The sequence below is a fragment of the Quyinboa mangrovi genome, from assembly GCF_042219825.1.
GTDB lineage: Bacteria > Bacteroidota > Bacteroidia > Bacteroidales > UBA5342 > JBHJHP01.
Map to the genome: position 1 here is coordinate 563,814 of NZ_JBHJHQ010000003.1, position 26,755 is coordinate 590,568.

The 26,755-nt window shown below is 40.4% G+C and carries 16 protein-coding genes; 6 read left to right on the top strand and 10 right to left on the bottom strand.

Annotation, left to right across the window (positions count from 1 at the left end; translation table 11 throughout):
* The first annotated feature begins 182 nt into the window (after positions 1-182).
* Positions 183-1,223, top strand: a complete 1,041-nt coding sequence (locus ACE1ET_RS08285; protein ID WP_375727915.1) for a sensor histidine kinase — start codon at positions 183-185, stop codon at positions 1,221-1,223.
* Positions 1,223-1,933, top strand: a complete 711-nt coding sequence (locus tag ACE1ET_RS08290) for a LytR/AlgR family response regulator transcription factor (RefSeq protein WP_375727916.1) — start codon at positions 1,223-1,225, stop codon at positions 1,931-1,933. The genes ACE1ET_RS08285 and ACE1ET_RS08290 overlap by 1 nt, the downstream gene beginning before the upstream one ends.
* A 57-nt stretch (positions 1,934-1,990) precedes the next feature.
* Here the strand turns inward: ACE1ET_RS08290 and dcp are convergent, their stop codons facing one another.
* From dcp to ACE1ET_RS08325, 7 genes are all read right to left on the bottom strand, one after another.
* Positions 1,991-4,117 (bottom strand): peptidyl-dipeptidase Dcp, encoded by a 2,127-nt coding sequence (gene dcp / locus ACE1ET_RS08295; RefSeq protein WP_375727917.1) that lies wholly within the window; start codon positions 4,115-4,117, stop codon positions 1,991-1,993.
* A 280-nt stretch (positions 4,118-4,397) separates the two neighbouring features.
* Entirely contained in the window at positions 4,398-5,141 is a 744-nt protein-coding gene (locus ACE1ET_RS08300) for a LytR/AlgR family response regulator transcription factor (protein WP_375727918.1), read from the bottom strand.
* 16 nt (positions 5,142-5,157) lie between these two features.
* Positions 5,158-8,085, bottom strand: coding sequence for a sensor histidine kinase (locus ACE1ET_RS08305; RefSeq protein ID WP_375727919.1), 2,928 nt, complete (start codon positions 8,083-8,085; stop codon positions 5,158-5,160).
* 210 nt (positions 8,086-8,295) lie between these two features.
* Positions 8,296-9,507 (bottom strand): hypothetical protein, encoded by a 1,212-nt coding sequence (locus tag ACE1ET_RS08310; RefSeq protein ID WP_375727920.1) that lies wholly within the window; start codon positions 9,505-9,507, stop codon positions 8,296-8,298.
* 131 nt (positions 9,508-9,638) lie between these two features.
* Positions 9,639-11,123, bottom strand: coding sequence for a TolC family protein (locus ACE1ET_RS08315; protein ID WP_375727921.1), 1,485 nt, complete (start codon positions 11,121-11,123; stop codon positions 9,639-9,641).
* A 6-nt stretch (positions 11,124-11,129) separates the two neighbouring features.
* The gene (locus ACE1ET_RS08320; protein WP_375727922.1) at positions 11,130-12,383 is read right to left on the bottom strand and encodes an efflux RND transporter periplasmic adaptor subunit; all 1,254 of its coding nucleotides are present in this window, start codon (positions 12,381-12,383) and stop codon (positions 11,130-11,132) included.
* A 329-nt stretch (positions 12,384-12,712) separates the two neighbouring features.
* Positions 12,713-13,906, bottom strand: coding sequence for a M24 family metallopeptidase (locus tag ACE1ET_RS08325; protein ID WP_375727923.1), 1,194 nt, complete (start codon positions 13,904-13,906; stop codon positions 12,713-12,715).
* Positions 13,907-14,122: 216 nt separating this feature from the next.
* Here ACE1ET_RS08325 and ACE1ET_RS08330 point away from each other — a divergent pair, with 216 nt between their 5' ends.
* Positions 14,123-17,773: a pectinesterase family protein gene (locus ACE1ET_RS08330; RefSeq protein ID WP_375727924.1), complete on the top strand. Its 3,651-nt coding sequence runs from the start codon at positions 14,123-14,125 to the stop codon at positions 17,771-17,773.
* Positions 17,774-17,963: 190 nt separating this feature from the next.
* Positions 17,964-20,399 carry a hypothetical protein gene (locus ACE1ET_RS08335; RefSeq protein WP_375727925.1) on the top strand — a complete coding sequence of 812 codons (2,436 nt, stop codon included), beginning with the start codon at positions 17,964-17,966 and terminating at the stop codon, positions 20,397-20,399.
* On the opposite strand, the gene ACE1ET_RS08340 is transcribed toward ACE1ET_RS08335, so the two are convergent.
* The 3 genes from ACE1ET_RS08340 to ACE1ET_RS08350 form a co-directional block, all read right to left on the bottom strand.
* Positions 20,396-22,420, bottom strand: coding sequence for a beta-N-acetylhexosaminidase (locus ACE1ET_RS08340; protein ID WP_375727926.1), 2,025 nt, complete (start codon positions 22,418-22,420; stop codon positions 20,396-20,398). The genes ACE1ET_RS08335 and ACE1ET_RS08340 overlap by 4 nt on opposite strands.
* 140 nt (positions 22,421-22,560) lie before the next feature.
* On the bottom strand, positions 22,561-23,151 hold the full coding sequence (locus ACE1ET_RS08345) for an indolepyruvate oxidoreductase subunit beta (protein WP_375727927.1): 591 nt from the start codon (positions 23,149-23,151) through the stop codon (positions 22,561-22,563).
* Positions 23,152-23,160: 9 nt separating this feature from the next.
* Positions 23,161-24,774 carry a thiamine pyrophosphate-dependent enzyme gene (locus tag ACE1ET_RS08350; protein ID WP_375727928.1) on the bottom strand — a complete coding sequence of 538 codons (1,614 nt, stop codon included), beginning with the start codon at positions 24,772-24,774 and terminating at the stop codon, positions 23,161-23,163.
* Positions 24,775-24,970: 196 nt separating this feature from the next.
* Between ACE1ET_RS08350 and ACE1ET_RS08355 the strand changes: the two genes are divergently transcribed.
* Together ACE1ET_RS08355 and ACE1ET_RS08360 are read left to right on the top strand one after the other, a co-directional pair.
* On the top strand, positions 24,971-26,176 hold the full coding sequence (locus ACE1ET_RS08355; RefSeq protein WP_375727929.1) for a S8 family serine peptidase: 1,206 nt from the start codon (positions 24,971-24,973) through the stop codon (positions 26,174-26,176).
* Positions 26,177-26,243: 67 nt separating this feature from the next.
* Positions 26,244-26,708: a hypothetical protein gene (locus ACE1ET_RS08360; RefSeq protein ID WP_375727930.1), complete on the top strand. Its 465-nt coding sequence runs from the start codon at positions 26,244-26,246 to the stop codon at positions 26,706-26,708.
* Positions 26,709-26,755: the final 47 nt, after the last annotated feature.

Consider the following 26,755-nt stretch of genomic DNA (forward strand, 5'->3'; position numbering starts at 1 on the left):
ATCAACGATTCTTTGCAGCTTTAAACAAATTATTTATTCCAATGATACCGGGTCCTGTTTGAACTGCATTTACAAACATATATGCGTGTTATATTGAATATTTGACCGTTCACATAGAATGACTTATATTTTGAATAAATAATTCTTATTAATCACAGCTATTATTTACCTTTAAAACCAGCATGAAAAATAGTAGCATCAAATACGTTGAACTAACAGTGCATTCCTTATGCTGGATAGGAGCTACATTTTTATTTATCCATTTTAATGCGCTGACTTTTCATTATCTGAATGGTAATTTGATGGATGTTCCCATCATTTTGGGAACTGTCATAAATATGGTTTTATTCTATTTGAACCTGCTTTATTTATTTCCAAAATTCAAATCGGGTAAACTTTCGCTTATTGGATATGTTTCACTAATTTCTGTTAGCCTGATAATACTTAGTGTCCTCGAAAATGCCTTTGACTTTTTATTTGCAAAACAAATCTTGCCGGACATACGTGTTGTGCCTCAAACCGGAGAAATAATTGTCACATCTCTTATCAATTTATCTTTCATGGTGCTATCCATTTTATACGCCATAATAAAAGACTGGATTAACAATGAAATTGTAAAACGAAAACTTGCTGAAGAAAACCTGAAATTGGAACTTAACTATCTTAAGTCACAAATAAGTCCGCATTTTTTATTCAATTCGCTTAATAACTTGTTTTCTGTCGCTTTAAAAAATAATGATTCCGAAACGGCTTCGGGCCTGGCAAAACTTTCAACTTTAATGCGGTTTATGCTGGACAAATCTGATAAGTCGATCGTTAAACTTACCGAAGAAATTGAATATCTCAAAAGTTATATCGAACTTCAGAAATTACGCTTTATGGAAGACGATAATATTGAAGTATCGTTCAAAATAAAAGGTGATACCCAGCGGTTTAACATCCCTCCTTTTTTGCTGATCAATTTTGTTGAAAATGCGTTCAAGCACGGGATTGACTATAAAAAATCCTCCAAAATAAATATCCTCATTAGTATAGTAAACGATGTGCTGAACTTTACCGTAGAAAATACAAATCATACCTCAAAAAAAGGAGAAGCTAAAAAGAAGATTGGATTGATCAACGTTAAAAAAAGGCTGGATTTAATATATCGGGATAATTATGATTTAATTATAGAATTTGATAAGCAAACGTACAGTGTTAAACTAAAAATAAAAAGTCTGTAATGATTTGTATCGCAGTTGACGATGAACCGAGGGCGCTGGACATAATTGAAAACTATGCTGGTAAAATAGACTTCCTTCAATTAGTTAATAAATTCAGAAATCCGCTGGAAGCCATCAGTTTTTTGTCTGAAAATGACTGTGACCTTGTTTTTCTGGATATTAACATGCCGGATATTACCGGGACTGAATTATTGAAAGTATTAAAGAACAGCCCAATGGTAATTTTCACAACCGCTTATTCAGAATATGCTGTTGAAAGTTATGAACTGGACGCCATAGATTATTTGCTGAAACCTTTTGAATTTGACCGTTTTTTAAAATCTGTCCTGAAAGCAAAAGAGAAATTAAACGTATCAGATCGTAATCAATCATCTACGATGCAACGATCCAATGTTCCGGAAGATATCATTCAAATAAAAAGCGGCAAGGAAATTTATCAGGTAAAAATACGTGAAATAGAATACATTGAAGGATTGGGAAATTATATTAACGTGATGGTGAATAATACCAAATTAATCGTTTATACCAGCCTGAAAGAATTTTTGGCAAAGCTGCCTGAACAAGAATTTATACGAATCCATAAGTCATATATCGTTCCTGTCAGAAAAATAAAATCATTTGAAAATCATCAGGTAAAACTGGATAATAAAACCCTTCCAATTGGTAAAAATTATCGTGAAAGTTTTAGCAGGCGGATGAAAAAATCTTAGACAGAAAAAAGTCAGGGCCTCACCTGAAGTGAGACCCTGACTAAACTGATTAAAGTTTTATAATAAACCCCTTGATTTTAACAAAGGCTCAATTTCCGGATCTTTCCCTCTGAAATCCTTATACATCTTTTCAAGGTCCTCTGAGTTGCCACGTGACAGGATCATATCACGGAAACGTTGTCCGTTTTCACGGGTCAATCCACCGTTTTCCTTGAACCATTCAAAGGCATCATTATCCAGCATGGCAGCCCAGGTATAGGCATAATAACCTGCCGAATAGCCATTCCCCCAAATGTGCAGAAAGTAGCTTGAACGGTAACGTGGTGGTACTTCTTTCATATAAGCACCTGCTTCCTTTAAGGCGTTCAATTCAAATGCATCGGCATCTTCAATTTTTTGTCCTGCACTGATCGTGTGCCAGGCCATATCCAGTTTTGATGCCTCCAGTAACTCGGTAAAGGCATAGCCCTGGTTAAATGTTACAGATTTTTTAATCTTATTAACGAGCGATTCCGGCATCGGTTCACCGGTTTTATAATGTTTGGCATAATGAGCAAACACGCTCGGATATAATGCCCAGTGCTCATTAAACTGTGATGGAAGTTCTACAAAATCACGGGAAACGTTGGTTCCTGAAATACTTGGATATTCTTCGTCAGCAAAAAATCCGTGCAGGGCATGCCCAAACTCATGGAACATCGTGGTTACATCATCGTAGCTGATTAGTGCCGGCTGACCCGGAGCCGGTTTGGTGAAGTTACATACGTTGTAAATCACCGGTTTGTCGCCCAACAACTTAGACTGCTCTGTAATGTTTCCCATCCATGCACCGCCTGATTTATTGTCGCGTTTGTAATAATCGCAGTAGAACAGTCCAATGGATGAACCATCTTCGTTAAACAATTCAAACGTGCGAACATCATCCTGGTAAACAGGAATATCTTTACGTTCTTTAAATGTAATTCCGTACAATTGAGTCGCCGCATAGAATACACCGTTCTCCAGAACATTATTCAACTCAAAATAGGGCTTTATCTGGCTTTCATCAAGATCGTATTTTTCTTTGCGAACCTGTTCCGAATAGAAATTCCAGTCCCATGGTTCCAGTTTAAATCCACCTTTCTGCTTGTCGATCAAAGCCTGTATGTCTGCCGCTTCTACCTTGGCCTTTGCCATGGCATCGGGTGTTAATCTGTTCAGCAACTTGTTGACAGCTTCCGGTGTTTTTGCCATTTGATCTTTAAGGGCCCATTCAGCATAATTTTTAAATCCAAGTATTTTTGCCTGTTGAGCCCGAATTTCAGCCAGACGTATGATGATAGCTCTTGTGTCATTGCTATCGTTCTTTTCTGCCCGGTTCCACGAGGCTTCAAATAACTTATGTCTGGTATCACGGTTTTTTAAGTATTGCAGATCCGGTTGCTGCGTTGTATTCTGAAGCGGAATTAAATATTTTCCGTCTTTTCCGGCATCCTTGGCACGATTTGCTGCAGCCTCCAGTTCAGCATCTGATAATCCAGCCAACTGAGCTTTATCATCCACAACCAATGCACCTGCTTTCGCTGCGGCGATTAATTTATTGCTGAACTTCGCGCTTAATGTTGCCTCCTCGCCATTCAGTTTTTTAAGTTCTGCCTTTTGCTCATCTGAAAGATTAGCTCCCGCCAGTTCAAACCTCTGATAGTAGTATTCTACAAGCCTTTTTGATTCAGGGTCCAGATTAAGACTTTCGCGTTCATTATAGATTTTTTTAACCCGCTGAAAAAGTTTATCATTCAAAAATATTGCATCCGAATGGGCTGCCAGCTTAGGTGCCTCCTCCTCTTCAATGCGCTGTATATCCGGATTGGTATTGGCTCCTGCCAACAAACTAAAAACACCATACGCACGATGCAGTGTTTGTCCGCTTTTTTCAAGAGCTACAAATGTATTATCAAATGTTGGCTCTTCTTTACTGTTGGCGATTGCATTAATCTCCTCCATCTGTTCTTTCATTCCCTGTTCAATGGCGGGCTGAAAGTCTTCATTTTTAATCTTTGTAAAATCCGGTGCACCATACGGAAGGTCACTCGAACTGAGTAAAGGATTATCCTTCATTTCATCATTTTTTGTTGATTTAGTACCTGTACAGGACGCTGTAAATACCAAGAGCGAAACTGCCAGCAAATAGAATATGTGTTTCATGATAATATATTGAAATTATACATAATTAATTCGTGCGAAAGTTACGGGACTTCTGTGCAGCATTTCAATTCTGAGATTGTCAAACTAATTATTTGATCCTTAAAAATCACAAAATTAGTCAAATTTGTCATCAAAAAGCTGATAAATATCGTTATGACTTATTTTGAAAAAACAATTGCAATAACAAGTATTATGCTTGTTCTGTTTATACGAACCGCTTATTTTATTACAATTTAAGCTTCAAATTCTTATGTATATTCTCAAAGTGGTGTTTGGTATTTTAAAGTATTCTTTTCAGCACTTCTTCTCTTTTTTGGCGCGAGATGGGAACATTATCCCCACCTTCCATTAAAATATAGCCTCCATCTGATTTTACGTAGGCTGATATCTTTTGGCAGTTGATAAGGTGAGACTGGTGGGTTCGCAAAAAGCCGTAGGCCTCAAGTATTTCATGGTATTCTTTCAGCGTTTTGCATACCATATATTCTTTGTTGCCTTCAATAAAAATACGCGTATAATTGCCATCGGCCTCCATGCGGATAATGTGTTTGATCACAACAAATTCAATTTTCTCGGATAAGGGAAGGGCCAGACGTTTTTCTTCGTCAGCGCGGTCGATGTTGGCTACAAGTTCTGCCAGGCGCTGGTTTTCCTTTTTTCGGTTAATCTGAGTTGAAGCCTTTTCAACTGCCTTCGAAAGTTCAAATATATCAATGGGCTTAAGTATGTAGTCGATGGCACAAAACTTTACAGCCTGAATGCCGTATTTGTCGAATGCTGTAACAAAAATCACTTCGAAAAACTGGTCATTAAGTGATTTTAGCAGGTCGAAACCCGAGCCGCCCGGCATTTCAATGTCGAGGAACAATAAATCAGGCTGTGTTTGTTGCAGCAATTTCAACGCTTCGGGAGCCGATGCTGCTTCGCCAATAATTTCTACCTGTTTGCAATATTCAGTAAGCAGGTCGCGCAGGTTTCTCCTGCTTTTTGGTTCATCGTCAACTATAATGCTTTTAATGTTCATTTGTATGTCTTTAAATTTAATCAACCGGTATTATTAGAGTAGCTGTTGTTCCGGCTTTTTCACGGTTATTTTCCACCGTCAGTCGGGCCTGTTTGTTTTTGTGGTTTAAAATAGCCAGGCGTTCCTGTACAAGTTTCAATCCAAAGCCTTTTTGGCTCAGTTTGTCCTCCTTTTGTTGCGACAGGCCGGTTCCGTTGTCTGTTACATAAACGCAAATTTTGTCCTTACACCGATCTACTTTAATGCTAAGCTTTCCCTCTCCACCGAGTGACGATAACCCATGCACAACCGCGTTTTCGGCCAGGGGCTGGATGATCATCCCTGGTATTTCAATCAGGTCACTGTTGATATCGGATGAGACCTCAATGCTCAGCTCAAATTCGAAGCGCAATTGTTCCAGTTCACAATACAGTTTCACGGCTTCCAGCTCTTCGGACAGGCTTACCATGCTACGTTCCGAGTTATTGAGGACACTACGCATCAATACCGAAAATTTAGCCAGGTAAATGTTGGTTTCTTTATATTGGGAACTGTTTACGAGTGATTGGATGGAATTGAGCGCATTGAAAACAAAATGCGGGTTCATTTGCGAGCGAATAGCCTTAATTTCCAACTCCTTAATTTGTCGTTTCAGGGCTTCCTGACGCCGTATTTTGCGTATGCGCATCCGGTACACCAAGAAACCGATGAAAAGTGTGAAAAGGATGGAGCCTAAGCTCCACCCTGCGGTTTTATAAAATGAGGCCTTTTCTGCCTTTGTGTATCGTTTGGCGTCAATGGCCTTTCGTATGGCTTCTTCCAAAGCCTTGTTTCCAATATAGTTTAGCGGACTTTTTACATTGTCATCCACAATTCGTAGCCATTTATCAAGTACAAATATTTTATCCTGATTTGTTTTTAAAAGTTTGCTTCCTAAATCCTGCTCCATCACGTCTATAACCTTCACGTTGGGCATAGTCATTATGGAGTCAGCAGCAGGACTTTTATCTGAATATGTATTTGGAAGTGAAACAAATATGAATTCCACCTCGTCAGGCATAAACTTATCCATTTCTTTTTTATAGTAACTGATCATTCTTTTCTCAGAGCGCATAATAACCAAACAAACGGGTTTTCCTTTGTATTGTGCAAGGTTAAAGACAGTACTGTCTTTCAGTATGAATGATTGTACCGGGAATGCTTTGCCCGGAGCCAGTTCCGAAACTGTTTTATGTACTTGTTCCAGAGGCTCGGTCAGCGAAGGGTCTTTGCAGTTATTGATAAAATCCTGGTAAAAAGGTTCAATTCCTGACGCTGCTGCAAAGCCACCTCTTAATTCCTTATCAAAAGCTTTATAAAGGGCAGTATAAAGCGGGTAACCTTTTAGGGATGCCCTGGCAAAATAGTAGTTCCCATAAAAGTCATTGTTTTGTCCTCCAACCGACATTTCCAGGCGTTGTTTTTTAAAATCAAATGCGTAGTGAAGGAAGCTTTGGTAGTACTTACACCATTTATAGGGATACATCAAAGTGGGCAATGTATCTACTTCTAAAAAGAAACCGGCGGGAAAGTCAAAAACTTCTTTCTCTGAAGCTTTATGGGATGAAAACATATCTTCATAGAGTATCGTTTCGTTTTCTTCCCTAAAATATAATTTATCTGCAGCCAGATAATAATTCCACTTTGACCTGAAATAATCGACACATTCTTTGGTCGCTCTTTTACTGTACAGGTTTAGAAGGTATCTAATGTTTTTTATGATCGTTTCATGGTAGGTTGAATAAGCCCGGACATTTTTAGGCAGGGGCATGTATGTCATCCACTCATCCATTTCCACCGATAATTTAGCATTATAAGCCGCTTTGCCCCTAAAGTTGATTGCATCAAACAAATGGCCAGGTTCTGTGGGCTGGTCGTAAAGCGTACCTCTGATTGAAACCCTTTCCACCTTTGATGGTATATCCAGAATTTCCAGGGTGTCGCCGGGCACGAAGAAGGAACTTATCGTTTTGCTTCCAATGTCTATCTTCAAATAAAGCGGTTCGTTTAAAAATACAGGGCAACTAAAAGAGCCATCTTCACCGGTGTCAAAATGCCTTTTTTTGAAATATGCCTCATCTCTGTCTCCTTCAAGGCTAATTGTTATTTTCCGGTTAGCCAGATCCGCAAGTTTCCCTTTGATGATGCTGTTGGCTGGGATTGGGAACGATGCATTTACCAATCTGCCTATCTGATCCGAAATAAGAATCCCTTCTTTTTTTAAATATTTGACTTCTGTAGTAACGGTATCGTTTGATGTTACTTTATATATGCTATAGAATTCTGTTTCGCGAAAGTCATTGGTTTCAATTTTTTGCTCACTGTTAAGTATTGTCATTGATTTAGGGCCTGATTTTGGAGGTAAAAATGTAGTGAAGCCTGAAACCAATTCGATCAACTGGGTTGGAAGCTTAAAGTTAAATGAGATTCCAATCTTGTTTTTAACTTTGGGACTGATTTCCGTAAGTTTAAATGTAGGAGCATATCCGGAAATTGAATCAAAGCGGATAATATTTCCGTCGGGAGTTACCTCCAGTTCTGACTGAATGAATGGTTTTACCGACTTAACATTATCCCGGTAAGGAGGATAGTAAGAATCGTAGCCCAACCAGGTGTTAAAACTGGAAGCATATACTTTGCTTTGAATTCTTTGAATGGATACGTTGTAAATCTGGTTGCCGTTTGAACGCTGCTTCTGTAATTGGTAATGCAGTAATACGGATAACTCTGTTTTTCCTGCTTCTTTAAAAAAGTTGAGAGGTGACCCGCTTTTATCCGAATAGTTCAGCGGAAGATCAACCTGCATTTCGAACCAATCGCCTTCGTTGATGTGAAACCGTCCTTCCGGGTTTTCTGCCAACAGTTTAGCGGAAAAAAAAATTAGTTTGAAGAGCAAAATGCTGAGTAAAATGTTTTGTCGTTTCATGGTGTTCAAAATTTATGAATTATATGTTCATAAGTAAAGCACGGCAAAACATTTTGGATCTACCTGGTTCATTTAGCAAACAACATGTTTGATTACATATTCGGGACTCAATCCCTTCCATGGCAGCAAAACTAAGCAATATTTGAGTATTATTTGGGTACGTAGATGTATAACAGGAAGGATATTAACTTCCTTTCTATGACAATTTGATTATTGCCCTCTTAACTCTGTGAGAAATTTATTGAAACGTTTCAGATCTGCATTGTTTGGTTCAGCCAACCGATACACCATTAAAATCTGTTCAAGGTTCGCAATATTCTTTTGTACAACAAAACGGCTGGCATAGGAATAACACGCAATGCCCAGAAAGCTTTTCAAGCGTGCGTAAGCCATTCGTTTCATTTTATCCGGTTCAAGATCCACATGATTGTTTAAATCATCAATCTCTTTTTTCCACCATGTCGAATCCTTTTCCAACAAAGCCTGACTATATTCCTGACGCTTTCCTACTTCGAAACGCAATACATCAGAAAGCTGACTCAATTGATTGCTGTAATCTTTGGAGTAAGTTATTTCCCGTATCTTCTCACGAAAGGAAAATATTTTTTCAAATGCTTCAACAGATCCCATATTCCGGCTTATACAGGCTGCCTGCAAATACTGCCCTACATCCGTTAATGAATCAATGCGTGCTTTTTGTTCATCCACATATAACTTAACCTTTGTGGCTTCATCAATGTTTTGATCCTGTAACCAGAACCAACCCCAGCTATTGGTTAACTTACTACTATCAGGCCATTCATGCGATCCGTTGATCAACTCAACGTGTGCATTGTCAGGCAATTTTGCCGGGTCAAAAATGTACTGAACTGTTTCCAGAAAATTAAAATCGGTCATTCCCAGCAGCCCCATAACCGGACATTTAATAGCTGAAAGCTGATCAGTTCCGGAGAATGCACCACAAGCCAAAACACCATTCACCGGATGGTTCATGGCATATCCAAGCACCATTCGTGCGCCTCCTGAGAATCCTGTTAGATAAACCTGATCATTTACAGGATAGCGCTTTTTTACATCAGCAATTAGTTCATCAAGTTCCTTAATAAAGTTTGGATCGCTATTCTGTATAAGGTTGGATGCCACCAAAACAGCAGGAAAACTTGTAACAGCTTCTTTCAAATGCTTTACCGCAGTTTGACCCGATCCATGTGCATCAACAGCTACCAGTAATGGCAATTTCTGATCCGGATTTTTGTGCTCAGGAATAAATATTTCATAGCTGTGAGCCGGATGTTGTACACATGAATCCGTTTTTTGAAGCGGATAATTCTGTGCTTCGTTTTTACCTTTAAAATGGCATGAGGTTATCAAACATGAAAACATGAAAACGCTGAAAATCTGAATAAGATGGCCGGCACGCATTTCTGGAAATTTAAATGAATGCACAAAGTTGGGAATTTTTATGCATTCAATCCACTTATTTAACAGCAATTAGCTTATTAAGCCAATTCGGGATGAAGGTAAACGATAACCGTAGGACAAATTAAAATTCTCTATTGCAAGCCAAATCTATTGTCAAAATCATTGGAAAGGCTTTGTTTCTGCTGAAAATCAAATAAGGTTATGCTGCGCATATAGTAATAATAACTCCAGTACTGCCTTATCCTGTTGTATACACTCCTTAAGGCATTGTCTCTTTCGTTACGTGCTGCGTAAAGCGTTTCCAAATTAACTTTCCCTGACAAAAAACGTTCCTCCACGGTCTTGTAGGTCTTTTCTGAAATGGCATTGGCTTTTCTCGCGTTAACCAGGAGTGCTTCCTGCATATTAAACTCCATGGCACTCATCAGAACATCATGTTCAAAATTTATCTGCTCTATTTCAACCCTGGCAGCAGTAACTTTTTTATTGGATTCTGCTATTTCTCTCCGTCCACGGCTCATGCCCCAATCCACTATCGGGATATACAGACTTAATTCTACTCCTCTGTCAGAATCAAAATCATGATTCACCTCGTTGAGATTCTGCCCTGATTTACTCCAGCCAAAATTAACATTCAGGTTAGACTGAATGCCATTGGTTCCCTTTGCCCGGGCTATTTCCCTGTTGGCTTCTATCAACCGCCTTTTGAAGTCCAGAACATCCGGATTGTTCTCTGTGGCTTTAGCTAAAGCTGCATCGGGATTTATATTCAGATCAGGAACGCTATCCGGTACCAAAAGCCTCAGATCCATATTTTCAGAGATCCTTAAATAAGATTTCAGATCAAACTTATATCTCTCAAGTTGCAGTTTTGACCGTTCAAATTCATTTTCCGTATTGAGTTTATTCAGCTCCAGCCTTTTTAGGTCCATGCTGGCAATGGCTCCTCGCTCAAACAGGCCCATGCTTTTAAAGTAAAGGGTATCGGCTGACTGTTTATTCAACTCCGCAATTTTATATGACATCTGCGCATCCAGAAAATTAAAAAAAACCGTGATGGCCTTCATGGCGATGTCTTCAGCCGATTTAATATATTCCTTTTTTGCGATCTCAAATTTCAGCGGTTCAATCTTTTTTTGCCATTTAAACGTATTAAACTGAAACAATGGTTGTGATATTCCAACCGAAAAAGGGGTATATCCATATCCTATTTCATTATTGGCATAATCTTCGAGACGACTCAACCTGGAATTGATATAAATATCACCTCCGGTCGTCATGATATTCTGAGTCAATGATAACCTACCATCAGATTGAAGCTTTTCGGAGCGTTTAAGATATGATCCGGTATTATCGGTGATGGCTTCAATAGAGTTTTTATACGATAAAGGATTTGAATTCAGTTCGAGCCAAGGCCTCTGTTGCGCTTTAAATGCTTTATACTCCCACCAGCTTGAAAGGTACATGTTTTCCTGAATAAAAGCATCCAGGGACTGCTTCTGCGCCAATTCTATCACCTGATCCAGCGATAGCACTGTCTCCTCCTTTTCCTGTGCTGAAACAGAAATCACACAACACATGATAATGGCAATACTTATATAAAATTTCATTTTCATCACCGACTATTTAAAAACAAGTTTTTCGGCATCTCCAAACGTATCATAACCTGAAACTATGACTTTCTCTCCCGGCTCAAGTCCCTCAAGAACTTCATAATAATCATCGTTTTTGCTCCCCAAACGAATCACCCGTTTTTCTGCGAAGGAATTCGACTTATCTATTACATATATCCACCGGCCTCCTGTGCTCTGAAAAAAGCCTCCACGCGGTATTAAAATGCCAACCTGGGAGTCTCCAAGTCTGAGTTTTATGTGATAGGTCTGACCCACACGGATCAAATCCGGCATGTGGTCTGTAAAAAGTAATTCGGTTTCGAACCGTCCACCGTTGACCTCAAATGAAACCTTATCCACGTAAAGATCATAATACTTATTTTCTATGGTACAGGTTGCCTGTAAATGCCGTGATACCCTTCCCGTATAATACTGATCAATATTGGCTAGTATCTTTAGCTCCGAGAGGTCCCTGATATATCCGATGCCTGAGTTTTTCCCAAGCTGTCCTCCAATCTCAACATTTATAAGAGAACTAAGTCTGCCGGCTACCGGAGCTTTAACATTCAGATCATCGAGTTTTCTTTGTTCAATCCGGAATTTTGCCTCGTTTCTTTCCAGGTTATTTTCCATTCGTTTTATGTTCAGTACGCTCAACAAGGAGTCCCTGTGCAGATTTTCAATCTGAATGTCACGTTTTTTAAGGGTAAACTCATAGGATTCCTTGGCCATTAAAAACGCATTTTGAGGGATCATCCCCTGTTCGTATTCATACTTCTTTTCTTCGTAATTGCGTCGCTCATTGTTGACAGAAAACTCAATTTCCAAAATCTGGCTTTTAAAACCAGCCCTGTTCTTTTCCTCATTTATCTTGCTTTGTTGCACATTAATGCGCTCCTGATCCAGTTCCGAACGCATATCAATGATGGACTGCTCCAGTTCCGGATTTGTCATGGTCAGGATTATATCCCCGGCCTTTACTTCATCACCTTCTTCATGCAGTTTTTCCTTTACCTGTCCACCTACCAAAGGATGAAGGCTTACCGTTCGTATCGGTTCAGCCACACCGGTAATGCTGATGTAGTCCTGAAAGGTATCCCTGACAACCTCTCCAACCGATAGCTTATCCATATCCACTTTAAAAGTGGACCGGTGATCACCAAATACCGTGGTTGCCAGTATAAAAACAAGGAAAGCCGTTCCTACAATCACAAGAATATAGTTTTTCCGTAACCAGCTTTGCTTCTTTATTTGTCTGTCCATTCCCATAAGAAGAATTTTTATGTACCCTGAACCAAAACCTGTGCCGTTATTACATAATTAACTAACTAACAAAATATTACACATTATCAGTGATTGCGATGTGTCAATATATTTTACACGTTCATGTATCAGTTTTTGACACATTAGTGGAAATAAAAAATATGCGTTCTGATTTTAAATCTAAAAAAAGGATAATATAAAAGGAATTGGGGTCCAAAATGAAACATGGCAATCTAACTGTCTAATATTTTGACAGCACAAAAGTCAAAGAAGTAAGTTTAACAGATATTGAAAATTATCGCCCTCAGATATACATTAATCCGCAGGTGTTATTCAACCAGTATAAGTCCCGGATTCGTTCCCGTAATACAACGTCCACCAACCGGTGTAACAACAAATGTGTTTTCAATTCCCACCATTCCAATTCCTTCGATGCCCTTTTTAGGCTCCACTGCAAACACCATGTTTTCTTTTAGCGGGTCTTTAAATCCTTTGGCCAGTACCGGTAATTCATCCACTGTTAGCCCAATACCGTGCCCCAGAAACTTAACCTGCCGGTTTCCATAACCCATAAAATTTCGTTGAAATTCAGGGCTTAAACTTTCCATGATGCTTTCATAAATCTGTTCCGGGGTATTCCCCGGTTTCAGCATCTCAGCAACCCGGTTCTGAATATCCACGCACAGTTGATGATCAGCAATAACTTCATCCGGCAATGATTTCCCGAACATATAGGTCATGGTTTTATCGGAATGATAGCCATTCACTCCCATTCCCATATCCACAAAAACCAGGTCGCCCTTCTTTAACTTACGGGTACGGCTACCAAGGCCCGGAACAGCAGCACTTAAACCGCGGTTTCCTCCGGGTCCGTCAAAATTAGTTGGATATAACGAATTGTCACCAAATCCGAGCTGAGCCACAATAATTTCCGTATCGTGCATGGCAAAACGGGCAGTTCCCTGATGCCCTTCACGCACCATAACCTGGTATAATTCACCGGCCAGATCGGCTTCAGTCATGCCCTCACGTAACAATCCGGGTACAAGTTCTTCCGAGACACGTTGATGAATAGCTCCGGCCTTTTCCATATAAGCCAGTTCCCAGTCACTTTTTACTGCACGGGTCATCGCTATCTGGAAATCAAGGGACTTAAAGGTTTTAAACAAAAAATGCTTTTGAAACCTTTGAAACATGGCCAACGGTACATACTCTGTCTCCAGATAAACTTCTTCCGAAAGTTGTTGGTACGTTTGCGCGGCATCGCGGTAGCTGTTCATGGGCTTTATGTTGCGAAATTCCGACTCCTGAACCGTACGGTCATAACTACGTCTTGCCCAGAGCGTAGCTCCGTTTTCACGTTCAATAATCAACATACCTTCAGGCATTGATCCTGTAAAGTATAACAGGTTTATTTTACTGAATATTACTGCTGTTTGCCAGTCAGGATAGTTACGGCTCATAATACGACGGAACGATTCCATCCTCCGTTCCAGTTCTGTTAAAGGTACGTTTTCACTCATAATAGTCTTTTTGCACTTCAAAAATAACGGAACAAAAACAAACATCATTCCCATTTCTGATAAGAATATTGCATTTTTTAAATCCATGTTACAAACGACCCTGTAATTTGATACTTACTTACCTCTTATAAAGGATGTAATGCTACTCCGTTTTGTTCCAATCACGTAAATTTACATGCTAGCTTAATTTGAATTACTAACTTTAAAAATTGTATAATGAAAAAAACTTTTTACTTACTCTTTGCCCTGGTATGTAGTGTAAGTATTTTATTCGGCCAGTCTGCCGGAACAACTTATACCTACAGTTTTGCTGATGGAAGCGAAATGCCACAAAATACTGATACCAAATACGATTATTTTACAACGAACGATGGATTTCTCACTATCAATAAAAATAGTGGACAACAATTTTGGTATCACGATGCAACACACGGCGTGGTTGTTTATTCAGGTAATACATTTGATATTTCAGTGGCGGGTAATGCTATTATCACATTTGTTACCTGCGAGTACAGTGCCGATAATTCAACGTTTACATTCACAGATTCTGAAGGAACCGAACTGGGAACCTGTGCTGCAGACAATAACGGAGGGACAGATGCTTATGCGGTTAGTTTTGCATATACCGGAGCGGCCGGTGTTATTACAGCAACATTGTCAAGCGGAGGTTCTGTCTACATCCATGGCATGAGCGTTGAAAATGCAGCCGAAATTGTTCAGACAGGAAAAATAGACGTTTGGGATTTTGGTGCAGAGCAACTGGATGAAAATACATATAACAACAACCTGACTGTTGATGTAATTAACTCATGGTATAATGAATCTATTGCTACCGGTAGTTCTGGTAATGTACTGCCAAGCTTCTCTGCAGGAGTCTTAAGCTGGACAGGAGGCAGCAATGACAGGCTCAGAACATCAAACACCAATCTGACCCGGTACGATGAAAACCTAAGCAGCGTAACTGATTATACCGGGCGCGTTTATGTGAATTCCGGTGCGGCGACGGGAAGATTTATGAGCCTGACCCTGAGCGAAGATGATATGGTTACCTTGTACATGATTGCCCAGAACGGTGGAGGTGAAATACACTTCCAGTATGTTGGTGATCCTGATTTACAGGATGATGTAACTATGGTTACAACAAACGGCACAACTACCCAGGAAGTTAAATTCGTAGCAAAGTATGCAGGAACCTACCATATCTTTGATAGCAGTGATAAACCAAGTTATTACCGGATTTACAGGCAGGATGCAGAATACAGTACAGTTTCCGGAACTATTGATGTGAGTGCCGCCACCGGAATTCCTGGTGACTACGCCATTCAGTTTACAAATGAAGCCGGCAAGGTGTGGACAGCTACCATGAACGGCGGCGACTATACTGTTGATCTGCCAATAGGTTACGATTATAATTTGAGCCTTGTTAATGCCAATGGTTTTGTGATTAGCAGTGCAAATGTAATCAGTGTAACAGAAGCAACTACAACCAACAACGTGACCATTTCTAAAGTGGAGCTTTATACGGTTAGTGGTTCAGTTACAGGCCTTGGCGACCTTATAAATAATCTTTCGCTGACATATACACCAGATCCGGCTGCAGGAACAATCTTTACGCCTGATCCGGTAATCGATGCAGGTGCAGGAACCTACTCTGTTGATCTTGAACCGAATGTTGAATATACCATCTCCGCTGCCGGAGTGAATGATTTTTATATCCCATCCAACACCATAACCATCGGAAATGCCGGCACAACTGCAGATATCGTATTTGAAGCCAAACCGGTTTATAACGTAACGATTAATGCAACCGGATTAACAACTGAACAACAATCCGCACTTAATCTTACATTCACTAATTTGAATGAAGAAGGTTATGTATATGATTTTGCTTCTGTTGATGGTATAGCCTTGCGTGACGGAACATATTCCATTTCTTACAGTGGCGTGGATGATTATCCTATTGAACTCCGAATGACATCCAATCTGACAGTAAATGGCACAGATGTATCCAAAGACCTGGTGTTCAACCCTGTAACAAACTGGTCTTTCGATGATAAGGTGATTTCAAACGGAGACCCATCCTACAAGGGTTTATTGTTTACAGGTGATGTTTACAACGAAGTGGCCAAAGGTCATCTGGCCACAAAACCTGATGCAACGATTAAGGTGCCAGTTAAAGCCGACGACAAAATACGCGTTACTTTTTATTATTCGGCTGACTTTACAATAGAAGGAGATGGGCCTTATACAACATCCAGCAGTAGCACAAGCACGTTTGAATTTGCAGATTATACTTACCAGGGAACAGAAGACGGTTTTGTAACCATAACAATAGGTTCAAGCGCAGGAACAACATATATTACTAACATCGAAATAGGTAACATAGTAGATTATAAGGAAGTTATTACCGTTGGAACCGATAAAGACTACCAGACTATTAATGAAGCCCTGGCTGCCGTGCGTAAAATGAACCGACCCAATGATGAACGCGTAACTATTATGGTTGATCCGGGGGATTATGAGGAAATGCTTGTGGTTGACGTGTCAAATGTATCGCTCAACAATGCATCGGATAATGCAGATATTGATCTCCTTAACAAAGGTGTGGATATCTCAGAAAATGCGGTCAGAGTAACGTCTTATTATGGCCATGGTTACAACTATTACAGCATGGGTAACGATCAGAAATGGAATGCAGATATACTGCGTGTTAATAAGGAAAATGGGTATCTGTCGTACGAAAATAAAGGTGCAGGAACTACCAACGGATCTTACTGGAATGCTACTGTTGTTATTACAGCTGGAGGATTTGAGGCAGATCATATCATTTTCGAAAATTCCTATAACCAGTATATCTCGAAGAAAGAATCGGAGGATGTTGTGGTTGAATGGGAAGTTGGAGGCAAAGGGCCCCGTCCGACTGATTACGGAAATACCACCGTTCAGGATAGAAGTTTTGTAGAACGTGCAGCAGCAATCGCCATCACCGGAAGTTCAGACAAGGTGATCCTGAACAAATGCCGCATTGTTGGTCGTCAGGATTCCTACTATGGTGCTGCTCCTGCCAGAGTTGTGATGTACAAAGGGGCCATGATGGGTGCCGTAGATTACATCTTTGGCGCCATGACTGCTGTATTCTATAAATCAGATCTCGTAATGAATGTCAGCGATGCGGCTTCTGATGCATCATACCTGACAGCTGCACAACAAAGCAGTGGCAGAGGATACCTGATGTACGAATGTACTGTCACATCGGCTGAACCGGGAACAGAATCCGCTTCAACTTACCGGGCAAAACCGGGTTATTTCGGAAGGCCATGGCAGGCAACAACCAGCGAGGTTGTCTTCTACAATACAACTGTTGAAACATCCAATTTCCCAGGTTCTGAAGGACTGTCTCTCATAAGTCCTGCAGGATGGTCAAGCAGTCTGGGTGGTGAGTCCACTAAGATGTATGAATATGGTACTGTTGAGGAATCGGGAGTGGATAATTCCGGCAACAGGGAAAGCTGGTCAACCGTTTTGACACAGCCACAACTTACAGATGGAACCGATATTACAACCTTTAACTTTACAAAAGGCAGTGATAACTGGGATCCATTACCGGAACTTATTGCAAATGATAAGGAAACTGCCATAGACGCACCTCAGGGTAATGCTGCCATTGGAGTCTATGCCGGAAAAAACAGGTTGTACGTAAAAAACGTAATTTCAGAAACGCACGTTAAACTGTTTAATCTTAACGGCTCACTGGTTCAGAATTATATTCTGAATTCAGATGCCAGTCTGGAGGTTAACCGCGGATTATGGATCGTTAAAGTTGAAACAGCCCAAGAAACAGCCACGGCAAAAGTTATGGTTGAATAAATCAAAATACCAAATATAAACCCCGAAGGTCTGCTTCGGGGTTTTTTATACTTTGAATTATTATAGTGCACTGAATAAGGTTAACTAAAAAACACCTAAATTCGTATTGATAATCAGTTATTTAACAATACATACCCGAATCAGATTACATTATTTAGCGGTGAACCAAATTAAAATTTCAGAAAAGACTTTGAGTTTAGAACCTAATGCAAAATTGTTTCTTGCATTCTATCTGTTGTTCTTTCCGTTTTGTTATTTATTGCATTCCCAAACTGTAAGTGATACTGTTTTTCAAAAGAACGGGCAATATGATTTCTATGAAAAAATATATCTTCACACTGATCGGTCACTCTATCAGCCCGGAGATGATATCTGGTTTAAGTCCTATCTTGTCGAAGCCCTTTCAAATCAGCTCACATCACATAGTAAAGTCGTTTATGTTGATTTGATTTCCCCCGATCCTTTAATTCTGGATCATCATACCATAAGGCAAATTAAAGGAACAGGATATGGTGCATTTCACTTGTCAGATAGCATTCCTGCAGGCGAATACTTTTTAAGAGCATACACTGCTTACATGAAAAACTTCGGGGAGAATTTTTTCTATTTAAAAAAGATATCGGTAAAAAACTTTGCTGACACAACAGGTAGTGAATTAAATAAAAAACACCAAAAGCCTGCCATTGATATTCAGTTTTTTCCCGAGGGAGGTAGTCTTGTGCGCAATGTCTATTCCAAAATGGCCTTCAAAGCTGTTAATTCAAACGGATACGGATGTGACGTGTCCGGGTACATCATTTCTTCACAGGGAGACACTGTTTCAGCCTTTAAGTCAGAACATCTTGGCCTGGGTAGCTTTTATTTGAAACCTGAAAAAGATCTGGATTACTTTGCGACTGGTAAAGCAGGCAACGGTTCCGGATTTAAAGTGAAACTTCCCTCCAGCTTTGAAACAGGACTTGTCATGCGTCTGAAACCATCCGGCACATCCCTGATTCTGAATATAGGAACCAACCATAAAACCTTGCCGTTGCTCTCTCAAAGTCCCCTGATTTTAAGAGGCACTTTCAGAAATCAAACTTTTTTTGAAACAAACCTAAACATTAACAATTCAAGTTACTTATTGCCGGAAAGCGCATTTCCTGAGGGAATAATAAAACTGACAATTTATGGTAATGATACCCTCCCGTTATGTGAACGGCTTTTTTATGTTGAACACGAAAACACATTAAACGTAACGGTAAAAACCAATAAATCAGAATATTCGCCCAGAGAAAAGGTTGATATAGAATTATCGGTTAACGATTCTTCGGTACAACCAATATATGCTAACCTTTCGATGGCGGTAATTGATAAGAATTTTGAAGATTTTGGAGAGCCATATGCTTCCAGTATTGCTTCGTGGTTTTTACTGGAATCAGAAATAAAAGGATACGTTGAACAGCCGGGTTACTATTTTGACCCGTCCCAACCTGACAGAACAAAGCATTTGGATTTATTACTTCTGACCCAGGGATGGCGGGATTTTCTATGGAAATATGTTCCTCCTGTATCAGGGAAGCCTGAATTCAAACCTGAACAAGGCCTGAGAATCTCCGGTCGACTTCGACACAAATTGTTTGACAACCCAATACCGAATGCAAACATAGCTCTGGGAATTTTTACCGGAAACAACAGATATTTTAAGAATGCCCAAACTGATTCGCTGGGTAAATTTTCATTTGAAGGTCTGAATTTCATGGGAGAATCCACTCTTGTATTAAGTGCTACAAATGATAAACAAAATACAGTTGGTTGGATTTTGCTCGATTCACAAAAAACAACGCCTCCCAAAATTTATCCTGCAAATGCTACAGAAGAAAAATTAGTTCCTGCAATAATGGAGAACATTACAGAGGATGCCCTTTACAAAAAAATGCTTAAAACGAAATACCAGTTAACAGATACCATTCTTATAAAAGAAGTTACGGTAAAAGGTGAAGTTAAACCAACAACAAAAAATGACGGAAATTTCAGAATGTATGGCAATCCCGACAATGTTATCCACATTCAGGAAGATGACCTGTCATATTTCGATATATTCGACCTTATCCAAAGCCGTATTCCGGGGTTCAGAGTTGAAAGCACATTTCCTGATATTACCGTTTCTTTTCGCGGTGGAGGCACTCCAATGTTTCTGCTTGACGGCATTATGATTGACGCAGATTGGATAAGCACTATTCCTCTGGAAAGTGTTGATAAAATTGAAATACTTAAAGATATTGGTGGGGCTGCTGCCTTTGGTATGAGGGGGAAAAGTGGTGTAATCAGTGTGTTTACCAAACGGAATTATGATTTACCTTCCGTAGAGAATTTATATCACACTATTAATGAAAAAATAACTGGTTACGCTACTCCCCGTATTTTTTATTCTCCGAATTATGACATCCAAAAACCAGAGGATAACCAGCCTGATTTGCGTTCAACCATACACTGGGAACCAGATATTAACATAAGCGATACGGTACCTGCAAAAATAACCTTTTATAATGCAGACCTTTATTCAACAATTTATATCGATATTCAGGGCATTACGCACACAGGTATTCCTGTTACAGGGCAGGCCATCTATGAAGTAAAGGATTAGAATACGATCACATCATGTTCTTTTGAAAAGATCAGTATTTTCTCCAGTTGATCCACCACTGTCAGTTGTACCCCTGTGACAGGCTTTTTTGCTTCCTCCATCACCTTTTTAGCATTGGCCAACCAGATATCCTTTGGAACTTTTCCGCGAACAATATACTCCATGGCCTCATTGGCAATTCTGGCAGTGGCCGAAAGATTCTTTGCCAATGGTTCTAATTCCTTTAACCGGGAATTCTGCTGGAAATATGCCTTATTTTTCTCATAATATTCTTCCCATTCAAACAACTTTCCTGCAACCAGATCAAAATTCGAGTCACTTGAACCGGCAATAATAAATTCACGCAGTGCATTGTAAAACAAATCAAGATTAGCAGGATCTGTATCTGCTGCATCTGCAAAAGTATTCAACGGTGTAAGCGTATTATTATATCCTGAACCATGACGGTAATAACCTCTTACAGGCGTGACCAATCCCCGGAGTTCAATTAGTGGCGCAATATCTTTGCTGCCTGCAATTTCATATAAAATACTATATGGTGCACCAACCTGGTTAAGGTTATGCTCCATCAGCTGAAGATTAATCGCTTCCGTTGCAGCAGCCAGCGATCGCCTGTCCCGCTTTTCCGTCGACCAGAACCGGTCTGCCAGCATTGCCATCCTTGGCCATAGCCGGAATCCCAGGATACGTTCATCCACCAACTCTCCCCACAGACAGGCTTCCGCTCCTAAATAATTTTGCCGTTGATCCGGTTTAAAGTTTACATCTTTGGGTAAAGGGTCATTGTTATAGTGATCCTTTAATGAGTTAAAAACATCCAGATAATATCCGTTTGACAGGATTGTTTTCAAACCCTGTTTTGCATAGCTGTATGCAAGTCCTTTGCTTTTCCAACACTGAATAATGACTTCTTTGTCCAGTCCGTCACGAGCCACTTCTTCCCATCCGATGACAGTTTTTCCCATCGGTTTAATGCTGTCCGTCATACGTTTCACAAAATACCCCTGAAGCGCCGGAAAATCCTTTAGCCCTTTTTGCTCCCGAAATGCATCAATTTCAGGATTATTTTTCCAGTTATCATACTCCACTTCATCTCCCCCAATATGGATATATGGCCCGGGAAACAGGCTGTCGATCTCACGGAAAAGGTTGGTTAAAAATGTATACGTTTCATCCTTTGCAGGATTCAAAACAGGTTTGTGAACACCAAAACTCCGGTCAAGCACATAGGTTGTATCAGCAGATGCCAGGGTCGGTTTGGCAGTTAATATGGCCGTGGCATGACCCGGAATATCAACCTCGGGAATAATAATGATTCCACGATTTGAGGCATATTTAACCAGATCACTAATCTGTGTCTGTGTATAATAATTCCCGTCCGAAGCCATAATCTGCAAGGACGGATACCGCTTGGATTCAATGCGCCAACCCTGATCATCGGATAAATGCAGGTGCAGCACATTCAGTTTAACGGCAGCCATGGCATCAATCGTTGTTTTCAACGCATCCACCGATAAAAATCTCCTGGCAGGATCCAGCAAAAGGCCACGGTAGGACAGCATGGGTTTATCTGTAATTTTAACTGCCGGAATTATCCAAACGGAATCATTTTTCTGTACCAGCTGTAACACGGTTTCAACAGCATGTAAAACACCCACCGAAGTAGCAGCTGATATTTTTACACCAAGCGTATCAACCATGATGGTATAGGATTCGTCCATCCCGGGGATCAGACGGGAAGATTCCTTGGCTTCAAGCATAAAACCGGATGAAACAGGTTGATTTATAACCGGCTTCTTATCGAAAGTTATGCGGGTACGATAAGTCAATCCTGATTTCAGACGATCAACAGCCTGCAGCATCTGATCATTAGCCTTTCCTTTAATTGCTACTGGCAAATCTCGGTTTAATACCAGAAATCCGTCCTGAGTTTCAATTTTTTCAGGTAACGGAACAATAGTATTTTGAGCTGACACAGAAAATATCGCACATATCAGGAGCAGAACTAACTTACTTCTCATGGTTTTTACGTTTTAATATTTAACCCGAATCGGAATTTTATGTTGTGTTAAACAGGGATTAAATATACGGATTTTTTAAGTTAGTAAGAGTGCGACTTTAGTAACGAGGGCTTCCCTTCAGGTGGAACCCCCGGTCAAACTTATTTTACTGACAATTTTTCTTCTGCGATGGTTTTCCCAATTCTGAGGGCTTTAATATTTATGTTGATGATGTCTTCTCCTTTACGTGCAAAAATTTCACTGATCCCGGCTTCAAACGCTTCGTAAGGTATATGGATAAATGGCGTGGCAGCACCCAGCAACACCATGTTGGCTACCCGCGATGATCCTATCTTTTTAGCTTCTGCATCCACATCAAGAATCACATGGTTCGGTAGTTTTCTGACCTCCGCCAACACCTGATCCAGATCGGGATAGTTGGGAATATTAATAAATGGTGTAGCATTGGTCACCAACCAGCCCTTCTTTGAGAGATACGGTAAGTAACGTAATGCTTCCATAGGTTCAAGAGAAAGAATAAGATCGGCTGAGCCCAATGCGATGAGGTCAGATGCAACCGGTTTATCGGATATCCTGAGATTTGACTGCACGGCCCCTCCTCTTTGGCTCATACCATGAACTTCAGCCTGTTTGAGATAAAGATTATTATGAATGGCGGCAGAGCCTATAACTGCGGCAATGGAAAGAATCCCCTGTCCTCCTACGCCTGAAAGAATGATATCTGTTTTCATTTTCAATGTTTAAACGTGACAATTGCGTTGTGGTACCTTCTGGTTTTTTCTGCGTTTCAGCGTCTGAATACATTCCCTGCGGGCGATAATTACAGATACACCTCTGTATTTCATTTCCTCTGCAATGATCCCTACCAGTTTGTCATGATTCTTTTTCAGTGGTTCAACCACGTGAATATGTTCCGGGTCAACACCAATCCCCTGACAAATATCTTCCAGTTTTCCTGTGCCGGCAGAATCCTGTCCTCCGGTCATTGCCGTGGTTTCGTTATCGGAGATAATTATTGTAACCGGTGAATTTGCGTTCACCGCATCAATAAGCCCTGTCATTCCTGAATGAGTAAACGTGGAATCACCGATTACTGCCACTGAAGGAAACAAACCTGCATCGGCAGCACCTTTTGCCATCGTCACCGAGGCTCCCATGTCCACACAGCTGTTGATGATATTGAAAGGCGGCAAAGCACCGAGGGTATAACATCCGATATCTGAAAACACGTGCCCGTCGCCATAAGGTTTCAGAGCTTCAATAAGAGCTTCAAAGGTATCTATATGGCTGCAACCGGCACACATTCCAGGAGGGCGATTGACCACCAAATCAGGAATATCGTGTATCTTATTACTCTCTGATCCCAGTGCTCTGGCAACAATATCAGGATTAAGTTCGCCAGCACGCGGAATAGTGCCATCCAGACGACCCTTTATTTTGGGCCCTACATTGGTAATTCCTTTTACCATGCGTTCAATCAGCGGATAACCTTCCTCCAGTATCAGCAGCTCATCATGTTCCTCAACCATAGTGTTGATCACATCCACTGGCGGTGGATAGTGGCAAAGCTTAAATACCGTATGAGGACAACCATCCGGGAAATTCTCCATCAGATAGTTATATGCTATTCCACAGGCGATGATTCCCACCGTTTTGTCACCTCCTCTTACGAGTTTATTATAGGTTGAATTGGCTGCAGTTGCTGTAAAATCTTTCTGTGCATCCAGCAATTCAGCATACTTCTTTCGTGCAAAAGCAGGTAACAAAATAAACTGGCGTAAATTATCCGGAAGATGCATATCGTTTTCAGGTTTCACCGGCTTACGTTCCACTCCGGCCCTTGAATGTGCCAGACGTGTTGTGACCCGTATCATTACAGGCACCTTAAATTTTTCAGAAAGTGCCAGACCTTCGTAAGCCATATCGTAAGCTTCCTGTTGATCGGATGGCTCAAGAACCGGCAAATTGGCAAAATCGGCATAAAAGCGGGAATCCTGTTCGTTCTGGGATGAGTGCATGGAAGGATCATCGGCTACAAGGACCAACATACCACCATTCACACCGGTTACAGCGGCATTGATGTAAGGATCTGCCGCAACGTTTAATCCCACATGTTTCATACAAACCAGCGTACGTTTACCTGCATACGACATTCCCAATGCTCCTTCCAATGCAGTTTTTTCGTTAGCAGCCCATTGACGATGCACATTTCTTTCAATGGCTTCGGCATTACTGCGTATATACTCTGTAGCCTCGGTGGATGGTGTGCCCGGATACGCATAAACACCCGATAATCCTCCATCCAGCGCTCCCTGGGCAATGGCTTCGTCCCCAAGTAAAAGAAGTTTCTTCATGACATTTTAATTCAAAAATAGGATACTAATGGTAAACCGCAATAAAATTAACGAAACCAATATGGCTTAAATATGATGAATGTCGCCTGTATGAACGTTTTACACTAATTAATTTTTCGAGTAATTTTTTATATGCCTTTTCTGTATGTCTATTTGTAAATATTGTACCTTTAATGCAAACTCAAAATATACTCACATGAAAAAGCTATTCTCTCTTAAACTCATTTATTTTTTTGCTATTGTTTCGCTTATTACAGTAAGTAATTCATGTTCCGAACAATATTTGCCGGATGGGGCCGAGGGGATTGAATTAAAATCATCCCAAATGTCTAAAGTCAGTTACATCGTTGTTTTAAACGATGAAGAACTGACCGGAGAATTAATCAAATTAAAAGGCTATGAGAAAAAACAGGCAGCTGTTAAAGCCAAAAGCCAAAAAATTCTGGAAAGAGCCGGAATTACAGATGGAGAAATTGGTTTTGCTTACGGAACTGCCCTGCAGGGTTTCTCCGTAAAAATTAACCCGGGTCAATTGAAAAAGCTGGAAGCTGATGCCTCTGTGAAATTTATTGAAGAAAATCAAGTGGTTACATTAGTTCAGCCAGATGTAAAAATTAAGAAAAAACCAACGCCTACAACACCATCAGAAAGTACACCATGGGGTGTCGCACGTGTGAATGGAGGAGTTGATGCGACAGGAAAAACAGCATGGATCATTGACACAGGAATTGATTTGGATCACCCGGATTTAAATGTAGATGCAAGCAAAGGAGCTACTTTTGTTGATCGTACAACTACTCCTGATGATGACAACGGACACGGTTCGCACTGTGCCGGTATTATTGGTGCCATTGACAATGAAATTGGTGTAATCGGTGTCGCTGCCAATGCCACGGTTGTTCCTGTGAAGGTTCTTAACAAAAGAGGAAGCGGCACATACGATGCCATCATAGCAGGCGTTGATTTTGTTGCTGCCAATGCGTCCAATGGTGACGTAGCCAACATGAGTCTGGGTGGCGGATATTCAGAGGCATTAAATTTAGCCGTTGAAACGGCAGCAGCTACAGGAATTAAATTTGCATTAGCTGCAGGAAATGAAAGTACAAGTGCAACCTTAAAATCTCCGGCCAGCGCCAGCGGAACAAATATTTACACCATTTCTGCAATGGGTGAAGGTGACGTTTGGTCAAGCTATTCGAATTATGATAATCCTCCTGTTGATTATTGTGAACCTGGCACTTATATATACTCTACCTATAAAAATGGTGGGTTTGCAACCTTAAGTGGCACATCGATGGCCGCACCACATGCAGCCGGTATTTTATTATTGGGCAATATCTCAACTGATGGATATGTATCAGGAGATCCGGATCATAATGCAGATCCGATAGGCGTACACTGATCAGCAATTAAATAATATACTTATTAAAGGGAGTTTTAAAGCCTCCCTTTATTTTTTACCTTTAAAGATGGACAAAATTTCCACTCATACCCGATATAAGATAGCAGGCATCTGTTTCTGCCTGGCCTATCTGGCGCTGATGCTGTTTGGGCTGCGTTATATCTTCGCACAATCATTCATACCGTATCATGAAACTGCCCTGGGTACAAAATGGGATAATATGCCTGAATCTTTCCATATGCTGTATCTCGCATTGATGAAAGTTGCAGGAGGCGGGATGCTTTCAACGGGCATTGCCGGAGAAATCCTGATATGCATACCCTTTCGGAAATTCGAACCATGGGCAAGATGGTCGCTTCTTGTTATCGGTCTGATAGTTGGTGGTATGGCTTTAACTGCTGCCATAACCATAAAATTAAATACACCTGCTTCCCCTCCATGGATATTAACATTGTGCAGTATCATTCTTATTCTGGCAGGATTCTTTTTATCCTCAGGAATGAAAAAGTTCAACTTGCCCGTTGTTGAATAACATATAATATTTTACTGGTTTAGTTTATTTCTTCGGGGTATTCATAA

Excerpts from the sequence above, each read along its gene's own strand:
- ACE1ET_RS08285 (WP_375727915.1), top strand. The coding sequence starts at position 183 with ATGAAAAATAGTAGCATCAAATACGTTGAACTAACAGTGCATTCCTTA.
- ACE1ET_RS08290 (WP_375727916.1), top strand. The coding sequence starts at position 1,223 with ATGATTTGTATCGCAGTTGACGATGAACCGAGGGCGCTGGACATAATT.
- dcp (WP_375727917.1), bottom strand. The coding sequence starts at position 4,117 with ATGAAACACATATTCTATTTGCTGGCAGTTTCGCTCTTGGTATTTACA.
- ACE1ET_RS08300 (WP_375727918.1), bottom strand. The coding sequence starts at position 5,141 with ATGAACATTAAAAGCATTATAGTTGACGATGAACCAAAAAGCAGGAGA.
- ACE1ET_RS08305 (WP_375727919.1), bottom strand. The coding sequence starts at position 8,085 with ATGAAACGACAAAACATTTTACTCAGCATTTTGCTCTTCAAACTAATT.
- ACE1ET_RS08310 (WP_375727920.1), bottom strand. The coding sequence starts at position 9,507 with ATGCGTGCCGGCCATCTTATTCAGATTTTCAGCGTTTTCATGTTTTCA.
- ACE1ET_RS08315 (WP_375727921.1), bottom strand. The coding sequence starts at position 11,123 with ATGAAAATGAAATTTTATATAAGTATTGCCATTATCATGTGTTGTGTG.
- ACE1ET_RS08320 (WP_375727922.1), bottom strand. The coding sequence starts at position 12,383 with ATGGACAGACAAATAAAGAAGCAAAGCTGGTTACGGAAAAACTATATT.
- ACE1ET_RS08325 (WP_375727923.1), bottom strand. The coding sequence starts at position 13,906 with ATGAGTGAAAACGTACCTTTAACAGAACTGGAACGGAGGATGGAATCG.
- ACE1ET_RS08330 (WP_375727924.1), top strand. The coding sequence starts at position 14,123 with ATGAAAAAAACTTTTTACTTACTCTTTGCCCTGGTATGTAGTGTAAGT.
- ACE1ET_RS08340 (WP_375727926.1), bottom strand. The coding sequence starts at position 22,420 with ATGAGAAGTAAGTTAGTTCTGCTCCTGATATGTGCGATATTTTCTGTG.
- ACE1ET_RS08345 (WP_375727927.1), bottom strand. The coding sequence starts at position 23,151 with ATGAAAACAGATATCATTCTTTCAGGCGTAGGAGGACAGGGGATTCTT.
- ACE1ET_RS08350 (WP_375727928.1), bottom strand. The coding sequence starts at position 24,774 with ATGAAGAAACTTCTTTTACTTGGGGACGAAGCCATTGCCCAGGGAGCG.
- ACE1ET_RS08355 (WP_375727929.1), top strand. The coding sequence starts at position 24,971 with ATGAAAAAGCTATTCTCTCTTAAACTCATTTATTTTTTTGCTATTGTT.
- ACE1ET_RS08360 (WP_375727930.1), top strand. The coding sequence starts at position 26,244 with ATGGACAAAATTTCCACTCATACCCGATATAAGATAGCAGGCATCTGT.